The sequence below is a fragment of the Nocardia iowensis genome, from assembly GCF_019222765.1.
In the GTDB taxonomy this organism is placed as follows: domain Bacteria; phylum Actinomycetota; class Actinomycetes; order Mycobacteriales; family Mycobacteriaceae; genus Nocardia; species Nocardia iowensis.
Window position 1 is genome coordinate 6,896,556 of sequence record NZ_CP078145.1, and the last position, 21,670, is coordinate 6,918,225.

The 21,670-nt window shown below is 65.7% G+C and carries 24 protein-coding genes; 14 read left to right on the forward strand and 10 right to left on the reverse strand.

Annotation, left to right across the window (positions count from 1 at the left end):
- From KV110_RS31795 to KV110_RS31815, 5 genes are all read left to right on the forward strand, one after another.
- Window positions 1-1,143: a metallophosphoesterase gene (locus KV110_RS31795; protein ID WP_218470866.1), complete on the forward strand. Its 1,143-nt coding sequence runs from the start codon at window positions 1-3 to the stop codon at window positions 1,141-1,143.
- Window positions 1,144-1,278: 135 nt separating this feature from the next.
- Window positions 1,279-2,373 (forward strand): BMP family lipoprotein, encoded by a 1,095-nt coding sequence (locus KV110_RS31800; protein WP_218470867.1) that lies wholly within the window; start codon window positions 1,279-1,281, stop codon window positions 2,371-2,373.
- A 12-nt stretch (window positions 2,374-2,385) separates the two neighbouring features.
- A complete protein-coding gene (locus tag KV110_RS31805) occupies window positions 2,386-3,897 on the forward strand; it encodes an ABC transporter ATP-binding protein (RefSeq protein WP_218470868.1) in 1,512 nt (503 codons plus the stop codon).
- Window positions 3,894-5,024, forward strand: coding sequence for an ABC transporter permease (locus KV110_RS31810; RefSeq protein WP_218470869.1), 1,131 nt, complete (start codon window positions 3,894-3,896; stop codon window positions 5,022-5,024). Before KV110_RS31805 ends, KV110_RS31810 begins: the two co-directional genes overlap by 4 nt.
- Window positions 5,024-6,301: an ABC transporter permease gene (locus KV110_RS31815; RefSeq protein ID WP_246634110.1), complete on the forward strand. Its 1,278-nt coding sequence runs from the start codon at window positions 5,024-5,026 to the stop codon at window positions 6,299-6,301. The genes KV110_RS31810 and KV110_RS31815 overlap by 1 nt, the downstream gene beginning before the upstream one ends.
- A 113-nt stretch (window positions 6,302-6,414) precedes the next feature.
- On the opposite strand, the gene KV110_RS31820 is transcribed toward KV110_RS31815, so the two are convergent.
- From KV110_RS31820 to KV110_RS31845, 6 genes are all read right to left on the reverse strand, one after another.
- The gene (locus KV110_RS31820) at window positions 6,415-6,567 is read right to left on the reverse strand and encodes a hypothetical protein (protein WP_218470871.1); all 153 of its coding nucleotides are present in this window, start codon (window positions 6,565-6,567) and stop codon (window positions 6,415-6,417) included.
- Complete coding sequence (locus tag KV110_RS31825) at window positions 6,564-7,034, reverse strand: hypothetical protein (protein WP_218470872.1); 471 nt, start codon at window positions 7,032-7,034, stop codon at window positions 6,564-6,566. Before KV110_RS31825 ends, KV110_RS31820 begins: the two co-directional genes overlap by 4 nt.
- 118 nt (window positions 7,035-7,152) lie before the next feature.
- A complete protein-coding gene (locus KV110_RS31830; protein ID WP_218470873.1) occupies window positions 7,153-8,493 on the reverse strand; it encodes a hypothetical protein in 1,341 nt (446 codons plus the stop codon).
- Entirely contained in the window at window positions 8,490-8,882 is a 393-nt protein-coding gene (locus tag KV110_RS31835; RefSeq protein WP_218470874.1) for a hypothetical protein, read from the reverse strand. The genes KV110_RS31830 and KV110_RS31835 overlap by 4 nt, the downstream gene beginning before the upstream one ends.
- Window positions 8,882-9,079, reverse strand: coding sequence for a hypothetical protein (locus tag KV110_RS31840; protein WP_218470875.1), 198 nt, complete (start codon window positions 9,077-9,079; stop codon window positions 8,882-8,884). Before KV110_RS31840 ends, KV110_RS31835 begins: the two co-directional genes overlap by 1 nt.
- Window positions 9,076-10,923 (reverse strand): hypothetical protein, encoded by a 1,848-nt coding sequence (locus KV110_RS31845; RefSeq protein ID WP_218470876.1) that lies wholly within the window; start codon window positions 10,921-10,923, stop codon window positions 9,076-9,078. The genes KV110_RS31840 and KV110_RS31845 overlap by 4 nt, the downstream gene beginning before the upstream one ends.
- Window positions 10,924-11,161: 238 nt before the next feature.
- Between KV110_RS31845 and KV110_RS31850 the strand changes: the two genes are divergently transcribed.
- The 7 genes from KV110_RS31850 to KV110_RS31880 all read left to right on the forward strand — a co-directional run bounded on the left by KV110_RS31850 (window position 11,162) and on the right by KV110_RS31880 (window position 15,331).
- A complete protein-coding gene (locus KV110_RS31850) occupies window positions 11,162-11,731 on the forward strand; it encodes a DUF2165 domain-containing protein (RefSeq protein ID WP_218470877.1) in 570 nt (189 codons plus the stop codon).
- Window positions 11,732-12,146: 415 nt separating this feature from the next.
- Window positions 12,147-12,548 carry a hypothetical protein gene (locus KV110_RS31855; RefSeq protein ID WP_218470878.1) on the forward strand — a complete coding sequence of 134 codons (402 nt, stop codon included), beginning with the start codon at window positions 12,147-12,149 and terminating at the stop codon, window positions 12,546-12,548.
- Complete coding sequence (gene atpB / locus KV110_RS31860; RefSeq protein ID WP_393537980.1) at window positions 12,545-13,342, forward strand: F0F1 ATP synthase subunit A; 798 nt, start codon at window positions 12,545-12,547, stop codon at window positions 13,340-13,342. Before KV110_RS31855 ends, atpB begins: the two co-directional genes overlap by 4 nt.
- A gap of 46 nt (window positions 13,343-13,388) precedes the next feature.
- Window positions 13,389-13,646 carry a F0F1 ATP synthase subunit C gene (locus KV110_RS31865; protein ID WP_040742384.1) on the forward strand — a complete coding sequence of 86 codons (258 nt, stop codon included), beginning with the start codon at window positions 13,389-13,391 and terminating at the stop codon, window positions 13,644-13,646.
- Window positions 13,647-13,653: 7 nt separating this feature from the next.
- Window positions 13,654-14,163, forward strand: a complete 510-nt coding sequence (locus KV110_RS31870) for a F0F1 ATP synthase subunit B (RefSeq protein ID WP_218470879.1) — start codon at window positions 13,654-13,656, stop codon at window positions 14,161-14,163.
- Window positions 14,160-14,735, forward strand: coding sequence for a F0F1 ATP synthase subunit B family protein (locus tag KV110_RS31875; RefSeq protein WP_218470880.1), 576 nt, complete (start codon window positions 14,160-14,162; stop codon window positions 14,733-14,735). Before KV110_RS31870 ends, KV110_RS31875 begins: the two co-directional genes overlap by 4 nt.
- A gap of 95 nt (window positions 14,736-14,830) precedes the next feature.
- Complete coding sequence (locus KV110_RS31880; RefSeq protein ID WP_218470881.1) at window positions 14,831-15,331, forward strand: group II truncated hemoglobin; 501 nt, start codon at window positions 14,831-14,833, stop codon at window positions 15,329-15,331.
- Here KV110_RS31880 and KV110_RS31885 read toward each other — a convergent pair.
- A complete protein-coding gene (locus tag KV110_RS31885) occupies window positions 15,313-16,203 on the reverse strand; it encodes a serine hydrolase (RefSeq protein WP_246634111.1) in 891 nt (296 codons plus the stop codon). The two genes, KV110_RS31880 and KV110_RS31885, sit on opposite strands and share 19 nt — an antisense overlap.
- Window positions 16,204-16,551: 348 nt before the next feature.
- On the opposite strand from KV110_RS31885, the gene KV110_RS31890 reads away from it, so the two are divergent.
- A complete protein-coding gene (locus KV110_RS31890) occupies window positions 16,552-17,277 on the forward strand; it encodes an LppP/LprE family lipoprotein (RefSeq protein WP_218470882.1) in 726 nt (241 codons plus the stop codon).
- Window positions 17,278-17,713: 436 nt separating this feature from the next.
- Here KV110_RS31890 and KV110_RS31895 read toward each other — a convergent pair whose 3' ends face one another.
- The 3 genes from KV110_RS31895 to KV110_RS31905 all read right to left on the reverse strand — a co-directional run bounded on the left by KV110_RS31895 (window position 17,714) and on the right by KV110_RS31905 (window position 20,225).
- The gene (locus KV110_RS31895; RefSeq protein WP_246634112.1) at window positions 17,714-18,355 is read right to left on the reverse strand and encodes a SanA/YdcF family protein; all 642 of its coding nucleotides are present in this window, start codon (window positions 18,353-18,355) and stop codon (window positions 17,714-17,716) included.
- 570 nt (window positions 18,356-18,925) lie between these two features.
- On the reverse strand, window positions 18,926-19,948 hold the full coding sequence (locus KV110_RS31900; protein ID WP_218470883.1) for an ArsR/SmtB family transcription factor: 1,023 nt from the start codon (window positions 19,946-19,948) through the stop codon (window positions 18,926-18,928).
- Window positions 19,949-19,997: 49 nt separating this feature from the next.
- Window positions 19,998-20,225: a hypothetical protein gene (locus KV110_RS31905; RefSeq protein WP_218470884.1), complete on the reverse strand. Its 228-nt coding sequence runs from the start codon at window positions 20,223-20,225 to the stop codon at window positions 19,998-20,000.
- Window positions 20,226-20,355: 130 nt separating this feature from the next.
- On the opposite strand from KV110_RS31905, the gene KV110_RS31910 reads away from it, so the two are divergent.
- Window positions 20,356-21,660: an SAM-dependent methyltransferase gene (locus KV110_RS31910; RefSeq protein WP_218470885.1), complete on the forward strand. Its 1,305-nt coding sequence runs from the start codon at window positions 20,356-20,358 to the stop codon at window positions 21,658-21,660.
- The last annotated feature ends 10 nt before the right edge of the window (window positions 21,661-21,670 follow it).

Consider the following 21,670-nt stretch of genomic DNA (forward strand, 5'->3'; position numbering starts at 1 on the left):
GTGAAATACGTGCCCCGCGTTGCCCTGTTCCTGGCGATCCCCGCCGTGCTGTTCGTAGTCCCCTGGTGGACCTTGGTCGGTGCCACCACCGACGGCACCAGCCCGCTGTTCTGGCTCGGCTCCGCGATGTTCTTGCTCGCCTGGGCGGCGCTGCCAGCGGCGATGGTGCTCGGGCACGGGCCAGCGCAGTCGGATGCCGCCTCCATCGTGGGCGACACGCTGCTCGGGGTGGCGTGGGTGCTGTTCAGCTGGTCGGTGATCGGCAACGTGGCCGGGCTCGGGCTGGCCATCGGCGGCGTGCACGATCCGGCTCGCGCGCGCGTCGTCGCGGTGGGCGTCGCCGCGGCAACGGCCGTCTTGGTGGTCTGGGGCGTGCTCGAGGCGCGGCGCGTGCCGCGGGTTCGCACGGTCGAGGTGCCGATCCGCGGTCTCGGACCGGCACTCGACGGCCTTCGCCTGGTGGTCGTCACCGACACCCACTTCGCCGCGCTGAACCGACTGCGCTGGTCGGAGCAGGTCGTCGAGGTCGTCAATGCCCAGCGTCCCGATATCGCCTGCCACGCAGGCGACCTCGCGGACGGCTCGGTGGAGAAGCGGCACCCGCAGGTCGACCCGCTCGGCAAGGTCGAGGCGGCGCTCGGCCGGTTCTACATCACCGGCAATCACGAGTATTTCGGCGACGCGCAGGGCTGGATCGACCACATGGCATCCATCGGCTGGCAGCCACTGCACAACCAGCACGAGACGGTGACCCGAGGCGGCGACCGACTGGTGATCGCGGGCATCGACGACCCCACCGGCGTCGCCCTGCCCGGCCACGGACCCGATCTACCCACCGCCCTCGCCGGTGCTGATCCGCGGGTACCGGTGGTGCTGCTGGCGCACCAGCCCAAGCAGATCACCGCCGCCGCGGCCGCGGGTGTCGCGCTCCAGATCTCCGGCCACACTCACGGCGGCCAGATCTGGCCTTTCCACTACCTGGTTCGCCTCGACCAGCCCGTCGTCGCCGGTCTCAGCCGCCACGGCGAGCACACCCAGCTCTACACCAGCCGGGGGACTGGATTCTGGGGTCCCCAGCTGCGGGTCTTCGCGCCCAGTGAGATCACCGTCCTGGTGCTGCGTGCGGAGCGTACGACCGATTAACGCCCGGCAACCGGTCGGCCAATGGCGCGGAAACCGAGCCAAGATCGGTTCCGCGGCCTAAACTCCTGCTCCACTGCACTCTCGCGGCACATCCGCCGAGTTGGGTTGCGGGGTATCGCGTTTCAGGAGGCAAGTATGGGCAAGTGGCTACGCACGCTCACCGCTGCCGGCGTCATGGTGCTGACCGTCGGGGCATGCGGTAGTCCGCCGTCCGACCAGGGCAAGTCCGGCGAGCCGGGGGCCGAGGACTTCAAGGCGTGCATGGTGTCGGATTCCGGCGGTTTCGACGACAAGTCGTTCAACCAGACCTCCTACAAGGGGATCACCGACGCCGTCGACGAGCTCGGCATCAGCAAGGCGCAGTTGGAGTCCCGATCGGACAACGACTATCCGACCAATGTCAACACGATGGTCCGGCAGAAGTGCGGCATCATCGTCACCGTCGGCTTCAAGCTCGGCGACGTGACCTATGCCGCGGCGAAAGAGAATCCGGACGTCGATTTCGCGATCGTGGACTACGCCTACACCGATACGCAGAAGAATCCGCCGCTGCCGAATCTGCGCGGCCTGATCTTCAACGCCGCGCAGCCCTCGTTCCTGGCCGGTTACCTGGCCGCGGGGATGACCAAGACCAACAAGGTCGGCACCTTCGGCGGGATCAACATCCCCACCGTGGCGATCTTCATGGACGGCTTCGCCGAGGGCGTCGCGTACTACAACCAGCGCAAGGGCAAGCAGGTCCAGTTGCTCGGCTGGGATCCGGCGACCCAGCAGGGCGTGATCACCAATACCTTCGAGGACAAGAACATCGGCAAGACCAAGGCCAACGATCTGATCAGCCAGGGCGCCGACATCATTCTTCCGGTGGCCGGTCCGGCCGGTCTCGGGGCGCTGGAGGCCGTGCACTCCTCCGGTGGCAAGGTCAACGCGGTCTGGGTGGACACCGACGGCTGCGTCAGTGCCGCCGAATATTGTTCCTCGCTGCTGACCAGCGTGCAGAAGTCGATGGATATCGCGGTACAGCAGGCGGTGACCGACTCCTTCCGCAAGAAGTTCGACAATGTGACCTATGTCGGCACGTTGTCGAACAAGGGCGTCAGCCTGGCGCCGTATCACGAGTTCGACGCCACCATTCCGGCCGAGCTGAAGAGCGAAATCGACGCGCTGACAACGGATATCGCCAGCGGAAAGATCACCCTCGCGTCCAAGGCGCAGCCAGCGGTCAAGTGAGCGCGGCCGACCATGCGACTCGAATTACGCGGCCTGACCAAACGATTCGGCACTTTCCTCGCGAACGACCACATCGATCTGGTGGTCGAACCGGGTGAAATCCATTGCCTGCTCGGGGAGAACGGCGCCGGTAAGAGCACCCTGATGAACATGCTCTACGGGCTGTTGCAGCCGGACGAGGGCGAAATCCTGCTGGACGACACTCCGATCCGCTGCCAGTCCCCGCGCGACGCCATCGCCGCCGGAATCGGCATGGTGCACCAGCATTTCATGCTGGTGCCGGTGTTCACCGTCGCGGAGAACCTCATCCTCGGGCGTGAACCCACCAGGGGCTTCGCCGCGCTCGATCGCGAGGCCGCCCGGCGCCAGGTCCGCGAACTGTCGCAGCGCTACGGGCTGCCGGTCGACCCCGACGCACTGGTCGCGGACCTCTCGGTGGGCGAACAGCAGCGAGTGGAGATCCTCAAAGCACTGGCCAACGATGTCGAAGTGCTGATTCTGGACGAGCCGACGGCCGTGCTCACCCCGCAGGAAATCCATGAGCTCATCGAGGTGCTGCGCGGGATCGCGGCCAGCGGAACCTCGATCATCTTCATCTCGCACAAGCTCAAGGAGGTCACCAGGATCGCAGACCGGATCACCGTGATCCGGCGCGGCGCGGTGATCGACACCGTCGAACCGACCACCGCGGAAAGCGATCTCGCGGAATTGATGGTCGGCCGCTCCGTCGAACTCGTGGTCGCCAAGACCCCGGCGAAGCCGGCGGGCCCCACCCTCGTGGTCACCGACCTGACCGTCGTCGACGTGGCGGGCACCGTGGTCGTCGACGACGTGTCGTTTCGCGTCGACGGCGGCGAAATAGTCGGCATCGCCGGGGTGGTGGGCAATGGCCAGTCGGAACTGGTCAGTGCGCTGCTCGGCCTGCGGACGCCGGTGCGTGGCCAGGTCACGGTGGGTGGTTGGGAAGTGGTCGGCCGGACACCGCGGCAACATCTGGAAGCGGGCATGGGCTATGTGCCCGAGGACCGTTCACACGACGGCTTCATCGGCACCTTCAGCGTCGCGGAGAATCTCGTTTTGGATCTGATCGACCTCCCCGAGTTCTCCCGGCACGGCATGCTGTCGTTGACCGCGGTGAAACGCAATGCCGCCAAACGGATCGAGGAGTTCGATATCCGCACCCGGTCCGCCAACGAGTCGATGAGCGCTCTATCGGGCGGCAACCAGCAAAAGGTAGTGCTCGCCAGGGAGATGTCGCGACCACTCGAGGTGCTGATCGCCGGTCAGCCCACCCGTGGGCTCGACGTCGGTTCCATCGAGTTCGTGCACAAACGCATTGTCCGCGAACGTGATCAGGGCACGGCGGTGCTCATCGTCTCCACTGAACTGGACGAGATCTACGCGTTGTCCGATCGGATCATCGTCATGTACCGCGGGCGCATCGTCGACATCGTCGGCCCCGATACCCCGCGCGATCAGCTGGGGTTGATGATGGCCGGCGCGCTGCCGGGGAGGGATCGATGAAGAACCGGGCATGGGTGCGCGAACTGACGGTCAGCGCGCTCGCGGTGCTGCTGGCGCTCGTCGTCGGCGCGCTGCTGATCATCGTCAGCACACCGGACGTGACGTCGGCGTTCGGGTATTTCTTCGCCCGCCCGATGGATACTTTGTCGGCGGCGGGCGACGCGGTCGGCGACACCTACCGAGCCTTGTTCCTCGGCGCGTTCGGCGGACGCCAGCAGATCGCCGAAACCCTGGTCGCCGCAACACCGTTGATCTGTACCGGACTCGCGGTGACGCTGGCCTTCCGGACCGGATTGTTCAATATCGGCGGGCAGGGACAGCTGATCGCTGGCGCGCTGTGCGCGGGCTGGGTCGGTTTCGCGGTGCACCTGCCGCCGGTGGTGCACGTGCTGGTCGCGCTGCTCGCCGGGGTCGCGGGTGGTGCGCTGTGGGGCGGGATCATCGGACTGCTGAAGGCGCGCACCGGCGCCCACGAGGTCATCACCACGATCATGTTCAACTATGTCGCGTTGTACGGGCTCACCTGGCTGCTCACCACCTCGGCACTGCAGCGTCCCGGCCGCAACGAGCCGATCAGCCCGGTGGTCGACCAGAGTGCTCAACTCCCCCAATTCGGCGGTACCCGACTGCATCTCGGGTTGCTGATCGCGGTGCTGGCGGCGGTGCTGGTGTGGTGGCTGCTGGCGCGCTCGACGCTCGGCTTCCGATTGCGCGCCGTCGGCGCCAATCCGGATGCCGCGCGCACCGCGGGCATGGATATCGGCCGGGCCTATGTGCTGGCCATGCTGATCGCCGGTGGCCTCGCCGGGTTGGCGGGTGCCCAGCAGGTGCTCGGCACCGATCTGCCGCTGACCGATGGCATCGCGGGAACATTCGGCTTCGACGGCATCACCGTCGCACTGCTCGGCCGCGGCAGCCCGGTGGGAACCGTGTTCGCGGCACTGCTTTTCGGTGCGCTGAACTCCGGCGGCAATGAGATGCAGGCGGCGACCGGCACCCCGCTCACCCTGGTGACCGTGCTGCAAGCCGTCATCGTCGCGCTGGTCGCCGCGCCCGCCCTGGTGCGCGCGGTCTTCCGAATCCGGGCCGAGCGCGCGGATGTCGTGCTGGCGAAAGGGTGGAACTGATGACCGCCACCATCGACTCCGCCGGACCGGCCCTGGAGTCGCCGGAACACCGCCGTCGGCGGTTACGCCTGGGCATCCTGCTGCTGGTGCTGGCCGTCATGGCGGTCGTCTTGGCGGTGTTCACCAAATCGGGACACGTCGACTTCCGGCTGTCCGCTCCGGACGGTTCCGGGCCCGGCGATCTGCGGGTGCCCGCAAAACCGGCCGCGCTGGTGCTCTCGGTCCTCGCACTGGCGATCGCGGTCGAGCACCTGCGGCGCGGCCTGACCGGAAAGTGGGCGGGCGCGGCGTTCGCGCTGTTCGGTATCGCGTTCGTGGTGACGTTCATCTGCTGGGCCGCCTCGGGCAAATTGTTCCCGCTGACCAACCAGATCCAAGGCACGCTCGCCCTCTCGACGCCACTGATCCTCGGCGCACTGGCCGGGGTGCTGTGCGAACGCGCGGGCATCATCAATCTCGCACTCGAGGGCCAGTTGCTCGCCGGAGCCTGTGCGGCGGCGATTGTGGCGACAGTCAGCGGCAGCTTCCTCGTCGGGGTGGTCGCGGCGATGGTCGCCGGGGTGTTCCTCGCCTGGCTGCTCGCCGTGTTCTCGATCAAGTACCTGGTCAACCAGATCGTGCTCGGCGTGCTGCTGGTGGTGTTCGCGACCGGTATCACCGGCTTCCTGTTCGATCAGCTCACCGGCCTGTCGGACGGTTCGGCCCGCTTCAACAGCCCGGGCACGTTGCAGCCGATCGCGATTCCGGTGCTGTCGTCGATCCCGATCATCGGACCGACGGTGTTCCATCAAACGGCCCTGGTCTACGCCATGGTCGTGTTGGTCGCGGTGCTCACCCTGGTGCTGTACCGGACACGATGGGGCCTGCGGGTCCGCGCGGTCGGCGAACATCCGCGCGCCGCCGCCACCGTCGGGATCAACGTACTACGCATCCGATACGAGGCCGTGCTGGTGGCCGGGGCGATAGTCGGGCTCGGCGGAGCCTATTTCACGATCGGCTCGACCGGCGGCTTCTCCAAGGCGATGACCGCTGGCAACGGGTTCATCGCCTTGGCCGCGGTGATCATGGGACGCTGGCATCCGCTCGGCGCGACTGCCGCCGCACTGTTTTTCGGCTTCACCAAGGCATTGCAGGGCCAGCTGCAAGTCCTCGCGACGCCGATCCCGACCGAGGTGCTGCAGATGACGCCATATCTGCTGACGGTGGTCGCGGTGGCAGGCGTGGTTGGCCAAGTACGTCCGCCGAGAGCCGACGGCGAACCGTACAGACCAGGGTAGGTGCCGCACATCGAGCTCGGACACCAGGTCAGCAATGGTGCGACGAGCCGACACAAGAAGGTCCGCGCTGTGGCGGGAGCGCGGACCTACCAGGAGTGCGGTGTGAGCGACCGCTACCAGTCTGTGTCGATGCCCAGGCGCTTCTGCTCTGCCTTGATCACCTTCGTCATCTTTTTCAGCTTTTCGTCGTACAACCGCTGAATCCCCGCTTCGCTGTCCATGCCCGGCTTCATCTTTGTGCCGTACTTTTCGGTCGCGGCCTTCATCTGGGCATTCCAATCTTCCCTGAAATCCGCCAGCTCGCACAGGTCGTACCGCCACGTCCGCAGTACGTCAGCATGCGTCGCGCCGTACGGTGTCGGATATTTTTTCTCTCGGGTCCCAGCAGGGCTGCGCGAACCAACGGGACGGGATCTTGCGTAAACTCCAACGGCGACATGCGGTATGCCTCGTCATAGGCTTGGATCCCCGCATCGCTGAACTGCTTCCGCGCCCCCTCCAGGTCCTTGTTGGGGTCGATGGGGCCGACGCCGGGTTCGAGCTCGCAGAACTTTTCGACGACCGTCCCCCACTCCGCCGTAGACTCCTCTTCTTCCTGCTCCTCCATGCCTTCTTGGACCTCGGCTTCGTCTTGGTTCGCCGGTGGCGGAGGATCTGCGTGCGCCGAGACGCCGGTACCGATGAGCAGTGCCGAACATCTTGCAACAAGCAGGGTGGTGAGGCGCAACCCCAAGGTTCCTCCTACGTAGGTTCTTCGGCTATTTGGTATGCAGCAACGCTCGCGAGCAGTCGCGGCGGATCTGCCCTGTCATTCGTTGCACTGCCACCCGCGGATCGTTGCGAATGGAAATTCATCCGCCGAACAGCAGGTACAAACCGGTGAAGGTGTAGCCGACCATGGTCAGCATGAGCGCGAGCTGGCCGGTGGCGCGATGCTCGGGGGGCAGCAGCCGCAGGCACCGATCGTGCGCGGCCGCCACACCGAGGATATGGCCGGTCAGCACGGCGAGCACCTTCGTGGTGGCGAGCACCGTGGGATGGTCGGACAGCAGGTAGTTCACCTGGTAGTGCGCGAGTCCGCCGATATCCCAGCCGCGCTGGAACGGATCCGCGAACAGCAGGAACGTGGCCTGCCCTTTTTCGACGAGGAAGGTCAAATAGTGCGCGACGATGTATCCGGCGATGATCGGCGTGATGCTGTGCGCCAGTAGTCCGGGCAGCCTGGCGCGTTCGTCGCGGGTGAGTCCGCCGGTCGCCCGCGCGGCGACCGTGAATACGGTGCCGACGATCGAGATGACGGTGAGCAGTCCGATGCTGCGGACCAGCGTTGCGACGAAATCCGAACCGCCGCCGAGTGAGTCGACGAAGTTCCGCCAGCCGGGCAGCGCGGAGAGGCTGTCGAAAGCGGTGGAACCGAGCAGGGTCGCCGCCAGTGCCACCGATCCGGGCAGCACCGGCGTCCCCGCCAGATTATGCAGCGGCGCCCGGAGCACCGGCACACCCGACGGTTGCCTGCGCCCGAACGGGCTGAGCCGCGCCAACAGACTGCTGTACACCTCGAAGGGATCGGCGTGCTCGGCCCAAGCCGTACCGAACAGCACCAGACCCGCCAGGGTGATCACGACGTAGCCGAACAGCCACCAGCCAACGGCCGCAACGGAACCTGGATTCGGGGACGCCAATTCGAGCCAGACAAAGGCGAACAACCCGAGCACCGCTGGTCGGTATCCCCAAGACAAGGGGTACTGGCGGAAGCCATCTTCGGGGTTGCGGCGCAATACGAAGCAGCCGAACCGGTGCAGCGCCCGCACCGGCGAGACGAGCTTCCAGACCGGACCGAATACCAGCGACGCGAGCATCACCCCGACCCAGATGTATATATAGAGCACTCCCGGGACCGGATTGCGTTGCGGCGAAGCGGAACCGAACACCGCCACCAGCCCGATCACTACCGCGGCGGCGACACTGACCACCGCGATCACGATTCGAACCACCCGGGAATCGATCACCGCGCGCACGGCGGACGGCAACAGCAGACCCGGCGCGTCCTGCTCCAGCCGCGGCCGATGCCAGGCCACCAGCAGCACCGCGAACGAGAACGTCAACGCCCACGCCGCGCCGATCAAGGCGTAGGTCAACGGAATCGGCAGATCGGCCGAGCCGTTGAGGCCGTGCGCCAGCGGCCGGGTCACGGGCGGATGAGCAGCGTGGTCACCGTCTTACCGGCGTGATGGAGTTCGACATCGACCCGGCCGGGCACATTGACGGTGAAGCGGAACTCCTGTCCGGCCCGAGGTTCGACCGCGAAGGTCTGGCTCGGGTCCGAGTGGACGTGCAGTTCGTCGGCGGCGTCGCTGTCGACGGTGACGATGATCGGCTGGTACAGCCTGGCCTCGGTTCTGGTGTTCGTCGGCGTGACCGACCCGCCCGCGATGCGGACCGCGATGGTCACCTCGGCCGGGCGGTCGACCGATACGCTGGCCGCTATTCGGTCGGCCGGTGAGTCGGACATCGGCGAACACGCGGTCCCTATCGCGGCCACGATCGCCGCGAGTGCGCCGGTTCGGCCTGCGCGGATCATCAATTCTCCTTCCGGCGCGCAAGATCGGGGTCTGTGTCTGCTTTCGCCGCCGCGTCGGCCTCGCGACGTTCGGCTCGCCGGTCGCGCATGGCGATGGCCAGGACGACACCCACCACCGCGAACGCGGGCACAAAAGCAGGGATCGCCAGCAGCGCCGAGTGCCCGGCGAGGACGTCCACGCCGTCTTCGTACCTCACCGGCGGACCGCCTGTGCCATCCGTTCCGAGCGCACGTCGCTGCGGTAGGCGAGGTCGATCCGAGCGGCGCCCCACGACAATGCCCAAATAACCACCAGGGAACAGATCAGGACGATCAGCGAGGCCGCGGCGAACAACCAGGACGGATGATCGAACGACCGTTCCCGCTGCAGCACGGTGATTTCGGAGACGAACGGACGGGTGAACTCGTTCAATGCTGGAACCCCGGCAGCGCCGATACCGGGATCGTCCGGCAGGTAGACCGGCAACGCGGCCAGCAGGTAGCCGTCGTGCACCCGGAGCACGGTTTTCCAGTCACCGTGTGCCGGGGCCGATTTCGTGCTGACATAGTGGCCGGGTTCGACCCGCCGCAACTGATCTATTGCCAGGCCGCGACCGGGACTGTCGGCGCCGATACCGCCCTGCCAGCTGAGCAGTTGCACCCACTCCGGATCGTCGCCCACCACATCGGCGGGTGTCAGCGTGATATCGGCGGTCACCATCCGGCCGCCGTTCACGGGTTCGGCGTCCTGCAATCGAATTGTCGCGGAGGCATTCTCGGGAACATCGACGCGCAGACCGTTCGCGGTGGCGGCCGCGGCGACCAAGACCGCGGCGACAACCACGCCACGCCGCACCGAGGGCCGGGGCAGCTGCTCGCCGCGCAGGACCATGCCGAGCAGCGCGCCGAGTGCACCACCCGCGATTCCGACCGGCACCGCCATCGCGAGCATTTCGGGCCACATGCTCGACGGCCAGCGGTTGACGAAAACACCTTCCACCCAAAGCGATTCGAGCCACAGCCCGACGGTGGCGGCGACCAGCCCGGACAGCGCACCCCACCACACCGGCTTGCTGCGGATCAACGGAAGCAAGGCCATCAGTTCCACGACCACCGCGACGCCGAGGTACAGCGGGAACACGTTGTTCGGCGCATCGAAAATCGGGCCGACCAGCACCGCCACCACACCACGCACCAGGAACGCGAACACCACCGCCACCACCGTGCTCCCCCGGCCGAGGGTGTACCGGCACGCCACCAGAGCGAGCGTGCTCGCGACGACGATCAGCATCGGCTGGAAGACGAGACGGAACTGCTGCACGCCGAAGTCGAATTCGACCTCGTACACCGACATTCCGATCAACAAGCCGCCGAAGGCGAAGACCCGGCCGAGCCACAGGAAGGGACCATCGGCGCGGTCCGGATCGGGACGGTCCAGCCGGCCTTCGAATTCCAGCAGCAGCACCGCGACCAGCGATAGCCCGGCGCCGCCGATCAGCATGAGATGGGTTGGGCCCCACAGGGTGACGTCTTGGCCGAATAGTCGGTGCCAGATGTCGTCGAGCGGGAAGCCGATGAGGGCGTACAAACCGACCGCGGCCATGAGCACCCCGCCGACCGGGGCGTACCAGGTGCGGGTGATGCGAATGGCGGCCGGACCCGGCTTCTCGTCGAGCGGCAGGATGACGGCCAGCATTCCGGCGATGAACAGGAAGAACAAGCCGATCATGATGAAGTAGTGCGCCGGATTGGCCAGCGGCCCTTCGTCGCGGCCGTTGCCGATGTGCAGGCTCACATCCCAGATGAAGCCGAGCAGTGCGGTGAGGATGGTCGTGATGAACACCGCGATCGGCAGCGCGACCCAGCCAGGGCGGTTACCGAACTGGCCGAGTCGATCGGCCGCGGTCTTCAGCCAGGTGATCCGGCGAGTTCGATGTAAATAGCCCACCAAGAACACGCCCGCCGCGACCAGCATCGCCGAACCGGTCAACAGGATGACCTGATCCAACGCGGCGCCGCCGCCTTCCGAACCCTGTGCTACCACCGCGAACTCAGCCCTCATCGCGAAACAACTCTCTGTAACTCGAATTCTCTTTAACTGCGAAATGCCCACAGAATCAGGAGCTATGCAGCCCGTCACGCGTCGCGGTCAGGTCTGGGAAGACTCACAGCGCAACGGCCCCTAAAATGGGGCCGGTTCCCAGTTTGTCGATCTTGTCGACCGGACGCGGCGGATGCCGCCGCGCGAAATCTGGGACCTACCCGTACTACTCGTCGACAGTCGACCCGAGGCAGGGCATATGAGACTCAGCGGTACGAGAATTCTCGACGTCGTGGGCAGCCGTCAGCTGGCCGTCGCGGCGTTGGCGACGATCACCGGCTTCTACTACCTGTTCGTCGCGTTCACCAATTGCACCGACACCGTTACCAATCGGCAGGGCGTGGCCGCCGTGCTGTCGATGCGGGCCACGATCCACCACTCGGGCACCGATTGGCGGGCGATCACCAGCGACAATGTCGCGCTTGTCGCCTACATCCTCATCGTGATCTGGGAATTCCTGATCGCCTTCGTGCTGTTGGCCGCCGCGGTGGCGTGGTGGCGTGAATTGACCGGACGCCCACGCCGATTCCGCGTCGGCCCAGGCGTAGCAGCCAAACTGTCCAGCCTCGGTTGGACCATGGTGATCTTGCTGTTTCTCGGCGGATTCTTGACGATCGGCGGCGAATGGTTCCGGATGTGGGCGAACGAAGAGGTGAACGCGTCATCGGCTGCGCTACAGAACTTCCTGATCGCCGCCGTGGGCCTGATCTTGGTGCACCTGCCCGAGCGGGACTTGGCGGCAGACCGAGCAATCACCCCCAGCAAGTAATCAGCAGCCAAAAATGGGACAAATCGGGCAAAATAGAGCAATAGGAACAAACCGTACGGCGCGGTGACGCGTCATCAAAAAGCTTGTCGGTGAATGCCGTTGTGTTGCCATTGATTTACCAACGTTTGGCACTACCCTGGTCACGCGGTCGCGTGCTTCATCGATCGTGCACGAGTCATTTCGGTGGGCGACGGAGTCCGCCCATGTCAGCCCATTTGGAGAAACGTTCTGCCGGGCTGTATAAATGGCGTCGAACTCAGGTGAGGCGCACGCTCAGAACGCGCGGTTACGGTAACCAGGTGCTGCCTGGAGCCATTATCAAGATCTTCTCTACAAAGATCAAAAACCTTGCCACGCAGGGAGGTTCGCATGTGTATGCTATCGATTCATCACGACCCCCACTACGTGGTGGGGGATGGGCGAGGGCGGTGTCTGTGTGGATGTAAATAGGCTCCAGATACGGCGCGCGGCCATTGCCGCGATCGCTCTAGGTGTGCTGGCCTTGGCGATAACCGGCCTGATCGATCGGCTGCTGCTCGGCACGTTCATCTGCGCCGGACTCGCGGTCGGCTGGCTGAATGCCCAACTCACGTTGTGGGCCATCACCCGAATTGCCAGTTCCGAAGCACCGAGCAAGCAGCGTTTGATCGGCTCCTCCGCGCTGCGCCTGCTCGGCATAACCGCCGTCGCCATCCTGATCGCTTTCCTGGCCCGACCCAATGGCGTCGGGATCTTCTTCGGCTTGGCCCTCTTTCAAGTCGCCCTGGTCTTCAACACCGTCCTGCCTGAATTGAAAGGGCTTCGCCAGACGCCATGACGATCCCAGACATTTCTCTCGCCCAGTCGGTCACCGACCTCACGCTGCTCGCCCAGGAGACACCCGCCGAGGAACCGAAGATCAGGGTCGGCCACCACGCGGTCGCCCACCTCTGGGGAATGGACTTCAACGTCGACACGATTGTCTCGACGTCGGTCGCCGCGGCGATCGTCCTCGGGCTGGCCTTCTACCTGCGACTCAAGATCACCTCCGGGGTTCCGAACGGCGTGCAGCTGTTCTTCGAAGCCGTGACGGTCCAGATGCGCAATCAGGTGGAAAGCGCCATCGGCATGAAGGTCGCGCCGTTCGCACTGCCGCTCGCGGTCACCCTGTTCGTCTATATCCTGCTGTCGAATTGGCTGTCCGTACTGCCGGTACAAGTCGGTGACGGTGAGTTGCTCGCGCCGCCCGCCGCGGACGTCAACTTCGTCTACGCACTCGCGCTGTTCGTGTTCATCACCTACCAGGCCGCTGGTATCTCGCGGCGCGGCCCGTTCGGGCATGTGAAGCAGATGCTGAAGGGACACACGGGCTGGGGACCGATGGTGTTCATCAACATCATCGAAGAGGTCGCCAAGCCGCTTTCACTGTCCCTGCGATTGTTCGGAAACATGTTCGCCGGCGGCGTGATGCTCTCGGTGATCACGCTGTTCCCCTTCTGGATCAGCTGGGGCCCCAATGCCGTCTGGAAGCTGTTCGACTTGTTCGTCGGCGCCATTCAGGCATTCATCTTCTCGCTGCTTACAGTCCTGTACTTCAGTCAGTCGATGTCGCTGGAGCACGAAAAACACTGATCGGCGAGCGCCGATCGAGCCCACATCCGAGAATAGGAAGTAGAAAATGGCAGACCCAACCACCGCGTCCATCATCCAGGGCGCCCTCATCGGCGGCGGCATCATCATGGCCGGCGGTGCCATCGGCGCAGGCATCGGTGATGGCCTGGCAGGCGCGGCGCTGATCAATGGTGTTACCCGTCAGCCGGAGGCCGAGGGTCGGTTGCGCGGCATCTTCTTCCTGACCGTCGGTCTGGTCGAGGCGGCGTACTTCATCAATCTAGCCTTCATGGCCTTGTTCGTATTCGCGACTCCCGGCAAGTAATCCGGGTATGTCTCCGAGAACGGATGTAGTTGCCGAGGGGAACTTCCTCATCCCCAACGGCACCTTCTTCGTCGAGCTGCTGATCTTCCTGATCGTGCTCGGAGTCATGTGGTTCTTCGTCGTTCCGCCGATCCGCAAGGTTTTGGCGGAACGCGAAGCCCGTGCCGACGAGACGATGGTGAAGACCAAAGAGGCGCGGCAATTGTTCGCCGAGGCCGAAGCCAAGCATAAAGCGGCATTGGAGAAGGTGCGGTCGGAGGCGGCCGCGATCCGCAGTAAGGCGCGAGCCGAGGGACGGGAAATTCTCGACCAGATGCGCGGCGAGGCACAGCAGGAAGCCAATGCCATCGTCGCGGAGGCCGAGGCCCAATTGCGCGCACAGGCGGATCAGGTCGCGGCGGAATTGCGCGAGACAGTCGAGCCGCTCGCCAAGTCGCTGGCCAACCGTGTGGTCGGCGTCGACGATCGACGAGCCGGAACAAGCCGAGGCCAGCAGACAGGACGGGCGTCGTCATGACTCCTAACACCGACATCCTTGCCGAAGGCCTTTACGACATCCATTTCGAGTGGCCGGTGTTCATCAGCCAGCTGTTCGGCTTCGTGGTCATCATCTGGGTCATCGTCAAATGGGTTGTGCCGCCGGTCAAAAGGATGATGGCCAAGGCGCAGGGCGAAATCCAGAAGCAGATCGAGGAGAACGAACAGGCGGCGGCCCGGCTGAACAAGGCCAAGGAGGTGTACGACCACGGCATGGCGGAGGCGAAAGCCGAACTCGCCCAGCTCATCGAAGACGCGCACGCCGATGCCGAGCAGATCGTCGTCAAGATGCGGGAAACCGCGGCAGCCGAGGTCGAACGGGTGCGCAAGCAAGGCCGCGACCAGATCGAGCTGATGCGCAGGCAGCTGATCCGCGACCTCAAGACCGACTTCGCCGCCTCGGTGATGACGCACACCGCCGACACCGTGCGCGACCAGGTGCACTCGCCACAGATCAAGTCGGACGCCGTAGAGAAGTTCCTCGAGGAGCTCGAGGCGATGGCGAACACCGGGCCTGCTATCCGGGCCCGAACCCAATCTCAGTGGAACTGAGCAGCATTCGCATCAAGATCGACTCTGGGCGGCGGTGCCCGTTAAGCTGACGTTCGCCAGCGGATGGCAACGGAAGTTCTGGATCGGAGTCGGCGATGACGGAGGCAACCAGCGGAGCAGAGGCGACCGTCGACGCGGTGCCGAGCCTGTACGAATGGGCCGGCGGCACCGCGGCTTTCGAGGCGCTGACCGAAGTGTTCTATCGCGAAGTCCTGCGGGACGATCTGGTCGGTCCGCTGTTCCGTGGCATGGATCCGGGTCACCCGAAGTACGTCGCGATGTGGCTGGCCGAGGTTTTCGGCGGGCCCGACAGCTACAGCACACAACGCGGCGGTTACTCGCACATGGTCCGCCAGCATCTCGGCAAGGCGATCACCGAGCCGCAACGCCGCCGGTGGGTGAACCTGCTGATGGATGCCGCCGACGAGGTCGGGTTGCCCGACGACCCGGAATTCCGCGCCGCCTTCGCCTCCTACATCGAGTGGGGCACCCGGCTGGCCCACGCGAATTCACAGCCCGGCGCCGAACCCCCGCTGAAAGCGCCTATGCCGCACTGGGGTTGGGGCGTCGCACCGCCCTACCGCCCGTCGAAGTAGTCCTTGAACAGGATCTCGCTGACCTTGGTGACGGTCTCCCTGCCGACCTCGTAGCCGTCCTCGACCCGCTGGGTGTTGTTCATGATGGCGACGGTGAATTGCTCACGGGGGCCGACGAACCCCACGGAGTTCACGAGCCAGGATCCATCGTCGTTGTCGTTGGACCAGCCGTTCTTGTTGCCCGGGGTCGCTTGCGCGCCCGCACCCCAGACACCCCATCGCTGGTTGGTTTCGAACGAATCCCCACCGTCGACCGAGCGCAGCTCGCCGACGAGGTAGTTTCGGTGCCGTGCGGGCAACTCCTCGAGTACGAAGTGCATCAGTTGCTCTAGATCGTTCGCTGTCGCCAAGATCCAACCCCAGGAATCCGGATGCTGGTCGGCGAATCTGAGATCTGTCATGCCGAATAGTCGGAATCGGGGCGCGAAGGTCTGCTCACCGCCGTAGCGGTCCCACAGGGTCGTCGCCGCGTCGTTGTCGCTGGAATGCAGCATCCGGTGCATCAGCTCGCGATCCTCTGCGGTCAGTGCGATCGCGCCCGAGTCGTCGCGCAGCAGCAGGTCGACCGCCATCGCCAGCTTCGGGGTGGAACATGCCCAGATCGGCGTCGCCGCATCGGGATTGCGCCACGCCGCACCCGTCCGGCGGTCGCGCACCACGATTCCGGTGAACCCGGGGCGACTCTTCGCGTACGCCTCGGCCTGGGCGATGCGGGCGGTGAATGCGGGATCGAAGCCGCCTGCCGAGCCGATATCCGGTGCGGCGGCGCCCGCGTCCTCCGTGCCGTGCGCGTCGTACAGCAGGGCGGCGGCGACCACCGAAGCAGCGATCAGCACCCCGGACAGCACCACGGGGAACCTCGACTTGCGCATGAACGTCCATTCCTCGGGCGGCGTTGTCGCTGACTGGTTGAGGCAGGTCACCGGTACTGCGCGGCGATCAGCATCTTCCTCAGGCGTGGTCACCTGATCAACACGACACTCGGCAATGGCGACAATTCGCGTTCCTGCGTCGGTGCCCCCGACGGTGGGGGCACTATTTTTGCTGTGCTCGATTGCTCGTGAAACTAAGTAACAAGCCGGGCAATTCAGCCGATTCCCGTGTGTCTACGCACGGACGCGGAGCGGAGGACCGCGTTCGTGCTTCGGGAAACCGGAGCAGTTGCCAGGACACCGCAGTTCAGAACAACTACATACCCACCACACCGATCCGGGGGTTCCATGAACGTCAAGTCATCAGCTTTTGTCGCGCTGGCCGCGAGCGTCGTCTTCGGCGCCACCGCCTGCGACTCGAGCTCGACACCGCAAGCCACCAGAACGCCGATCCCGTCGGCGGTTCCCACCTCCCCCAGCGCGATCACCAACGCCCCCGCGCCCGCCCAGCCGGGCGACGCCGGTCAGCCCGCGAATCCGCCTACCGCGCAACCGAACCCACCGGAGTTCACCAACGCACCACCGCCCGCGAGCGTGCCGGTCGACCAGAAGGAACCCGCGCCCGCCCCGCCACCGGCCGCCGGCCAAGGCCCGTACGGCAGCGGACACGGCTTGTGCTTCGACCTGAATTCCGAACTCGCCCGCTCCGCGGTAGCCCGATTGGCACCGAACAAAGAGGGCTACCCGTGGGTCATCGAGGAGGCCAGCACCGACCCGATCAGCGCCGGGTGTGACGGCGTCTTGTCGTGGATGTTGGTGGACTGGAAGGGCAGCCACCCCGCCTACCACGTCCTGTTCTTCACCAACGGCACCTACCTGGGCACCGCAACCTCCAAGCCCTACGGCTACACCACGGTGCACGACCAGAGCACCAAGAACCGGGTCGCACTCGAGTACCGCTGGGTCACCCCCCAAGACGCACTCTGCTGCCCCTCAGGCGGCCCGAACTGGGTCACCTTCACCCTCAACGGCACCACCGTCCAAGCCGAAGGCCAATTCCCCCCGGACAACTGACCCAACCCAGCAACCATGCCCAACGGGACATGATGGCGGCACCGCGCGAGCGGACCCGCCACCATGTCCCCTTGATCACGAACGGGGCGGCTCACCCGTGCGCCAACCATGATCAACGGGACGTGACGGTGGCATCGTGCGAGTAGGTCCACCACCAGGTCCCGTTCGATCGTGAAATGGGGCGCTGTCGGCTTCGCTGCACCGGTTCTCGGGATCTGCGCCCATAGTGGGCGCCCAGAATGGGTGCGGATCCCGAGAAGGGATGCGGTAGTCCGAGGCTGCGCGGTGCGCGAAGTGTGCGCGGTGCGCGAAGTGTGCGCGGTGCGCGAAGTGTGCGCGGTGCGCGAAGTGTGCGCGGTGCGCGAAGTGTGTGCGGTGCGGCGGGTCAGTGCGCGGCGCGGCGGTGCGGCGGTGCGGCGGCCTATGTGCGGTGGGGTTAGTGGCGGAGGATGGCGGTTAGGGCTTTGGGGGCGGCTAGCCATTCTCGGAGGTTGTTGCGTATGAGGGTTGTTCGGCGGCAGTCGCAGTAGGCGGTTACTCCATCGGCGTCTATTCCTTCGGCGCGGCATAGAGCTACGGCTCGGGGGACGTGTTGGTATTGGGTGACGATGATTGCGCGGTTGATGCCGAACAAGCGGTTGGCGCGTTCGCAGGTTGCGCGAGTGGATAGGCCCTCGCCGTCGGATCGGACGCGGGCTGCGTCGATGCCGTGGGCGGCGAGATAGTTCGACATCGAGGCGATTTCGTCGCCTGAGGTGCCCGCCGCGTTGCCGGAGACCAGGATCTCGCTGGCTTTTCCTGATCGCACCAGTTCTATCGCGACATCCAGTCGGCCACGTAGGTACGCCATGGGTGTGCCGTCCGGTGCGACCATTGCCCCTGGCACGATCACCACCGGAACCGTCGGCGCGGTGTCGGGACCGAATCGGTGCCCGGACGACAGCATCCACAGCCGGATATTGGCCCCGACCACGACCAGCGCCAGCCCGGTGACCACGGCAATACTCACGCCGAGCAGCCGACGCGGCCAGCGTCGCTGCCCCACCCTCGCGGGCGCTTGCACCCGATCGTCTGCCAAGGCAACTCCTCCAGTCGGTCTCGAATTCACCTGCCCGACTATCGGCGTCGCGGCACCCGTGTCGTCAGCCGCGACAATCGTAGGCGACCGGCTGAACCGATTCCGACGACACACTCCTCACCACGCCTGCGGGACTCCGACCAAACGCCACCGGTCACCACAGCTGCCGCACCGTCCAAGGACCATCGCGCCCACTCGCGAACCGTCAACTGCCTCGTAGTCGAAAACCTTTGTGCCACTGCCTCTTCGGGCGATTGACGCCGAGACCGGGTGATCGCGACTCCGGCCAGGCACATCAAACCACCACCACCGTCAGCAGGCTCGGCACTTCCCGAAGCGCGATCCACGACATCAGCATCACGAAAGCGAGTACCGCGTAAACCGTGACACCCATCCGGCCCGCGATAGTTCGGCCGAGCGCGTATGCCCATGGTGAATGCCAAAGCGGACGGGAAGATACCCAAATTCAGCATGCTCAATGTCGCGGACACCGGCGCGGCGGCCACCTCGAACCGTAAATCGCCGACGGCGCGAACTTCCGCGGCTTTGGACGCCGCGCTGGTGAACGAGTCAGGCGATGCGGGCGCTACTACCCAGGTTGCCGTCCAGCAGGGCCGCGCCGAGGGTAGTGACCTCGTGGCGCATGGCGTTGCGGTGCCGCCAACTGTCGACGAGCCCGGCCTCGCGCAGGATCGACGCGTGCTCGCTCGCCGTCGCGGGGGAAACCCCTAGTTGCCGAGCCAGTTCAGTGGTGCTGCAGCCTTCCGAGATCACCTGCAGGGCCGCCGCTCGGGTCCGGCCGAGCAAGGCCGTCAACGCCTCGTTGGTCTCGCGCGGTCCCCAGACGGCCGCGAAGTCGGCGATGTCGCGCAGCACCGGGACGATCACCGTCATCGGCGCGTCCTGGTCCACCACGGAATGCAGCGTGATCGGTTCGGGCCAGGCGAACAGGGACGGAATGATAACCAACCCGCGTCCGTCGAGATGCTCGTCGTGGCAGTTGGTCTGGCGGTGTACTTCGAGCACCGGCGCACGCCAGCGCACATAGGGGTGCAGTCCGGCAAACAGCCGTTCGACGCCTTCGGTGGCGATTGTGCGTGCCATCCGTTCGGCGGCCACTTCGAGATAGGACTGGATATGCGCCCAGCGACCGGCGAACGCCACCGAGTGGAACGACTCCGCGGCCGCCGCGACGGTGCGGCGCGCCGTGCCGTCCCGATCGGACAGTTCCGCCGTCCACGCGGGCAGCGGCCGCTGCCCTTTTCCGGCCCGGCGGCGAATCACGCACTCCACCTCGAGCCGCAACTCGTCGCGGGAAGCCAGATGCAACGCCTCGATACCCGCGGCCATGGTTCGGGCGCCGCGGGTGGCGGTGATCAGATCGAGGAACGAATCGTCGGCGGGAAGAATATCGGCGAGCACACCGAAGTCGGCGGGCATCGCGCGGCGTACCTGACTGCGCCAGCCCGCGAACCCGGCAGCGTTCCTGCGCTGCATGACCCGGGTGGCCAACATGGTTTCGCCGATGGCGCCGAGCGGTGCCCCGACGCGGATGCGCATCAAATCGTCAGGCGTGCAAAAGATCCGCTTCATGTACTGCCCCGCATCGTTCCGACTCGATACCGCGTCACGGTACCCGCGCTCACCGAGAACCTCGCCACCGCACAGCGCTGAGCGGATCCAGCCGCTCCAACATATCGTCGGCGTTCGGGCGGATCAGCGACTCCTGCGCTACCCACTCGACCCGCCGCGGCCACTTCCGGTGCAACCGCTGCCTGCCCCGCTTCCATTCCGCCACCACACTGTCGGCCATGCGTGCCACCGCGGTCACGACGCCGCCTTCGCCCGGCACCGCTATGTCCTTCACCATCGCTGAACTCCTCATCGTCACTGCTCAGCAGCCTAAGAAGGAGCGGGTCGCGGGCGCACCATGATTCGGTTCAGGCCGAAACACCAAGTCGCTACCGTTCTCGGCGGGTGGGGCGGGCCATAGTGGTCATATGGGCAATAAGACGACGGCCGCGGCCGCGTTCGAACCATTGGCGCGGGCAGCGCTCGGGTCCCATTCGCCGGTGCGGTTCGAATTCTGGGACGGCAGCGCGATCGAACCCGAAGGTGCCTGCGCAGGCACTATGCGGGTGCGGTCCAAGGACGCATTGCGCCATTTGGTCTGGGCGCCAGGCGAACTCGGACTCGGGCGCGCCTTCGTCTCCGGCGCGGTCGACCTCGACGGTGACATCTTCACGCTCCTTCGATCACTCCAGTCGACCGCCCCCCGCGATGCCAACTTGGGCCTCGATGCCGCATGGCAGGCCCTCGCTGCCGCCCGCCAACTCGGCGCGCTCGGCCGCCGACCGGCCCCACCGCCCGAGGAGGCCCGGCCCCGGCGCGGCCCGCTGCACACCAAACGCCGGGACGCGGCCGCGATCAGTCATCACTACGACGTGGGCAACGACTTCTACCGGCTGGTGCTCGGGCCGAGCATGACGTACTCGTGCGCGCGCTTCATCGCCGAAGACGACGACGGTTGTCACGGTGCGAACGGCAGCATTTCGCTGGACGACGCGCAGCGCGCCAAGCACGATCTGATCTGCCTCAAGCTCGGCTTGAAGCCGGGCATGCGGCTGCTGGATGTCGGCTGCGGCTGGGGCTCGATGGCGATGCACGCGGCCTCGACCTATGGCGTGCAGGTGGTCGGTGTGACGATCAGTAGCGCTCAGGTCGAACTCGCACGCAAGCGAATCGCCGACGCCGGCTTGTCGGGGCGGGTCGAGATCAGGCTTGCCGACTATCGGGACCTGCGCGGCGAAGAGTTCGACGCCATCTCATCGATCGGCATGTTCGAGCATGTCGGCACCAAGCGGGCCGCCGAGTACTTCGACACCCTGCGCGCGCTGCTGCGCCCCGAGGGCCGCCTGCTCAACCACGCGATCTCCTCGCCCGGCGGTTCGATCATGCGCAATCGCTCGTTCGTCGGCCGCTACGTCTTCCCGGACGGTGAGCTGGTCGATGTGGGTGAAGTCGTGCTGGCGATGGAGCGCGCCGGATTCGAGGTCCGCGACGTCGAGGCGCTGCGCGAGCATTACGCGCTGACCCTGCGCGCCTGGGTCGCTAACCTGGAAAACGCTTGGGATCAAGCGGTTTCGTTCGCCAGCGAAGGGCGTGCCCGAATCTGGCGGCTCTACATGGCCGCCTCGGCTCTGGGTTTCGAAGACGGCGGCCTCGGGCTACACCAAGTGCTCGGAGTGGTACCGGATGCGCAGGGACGCACCGGCATGCCGGGAACCCGGCGCGCCTGGGGGTGAGCGCCGGGGT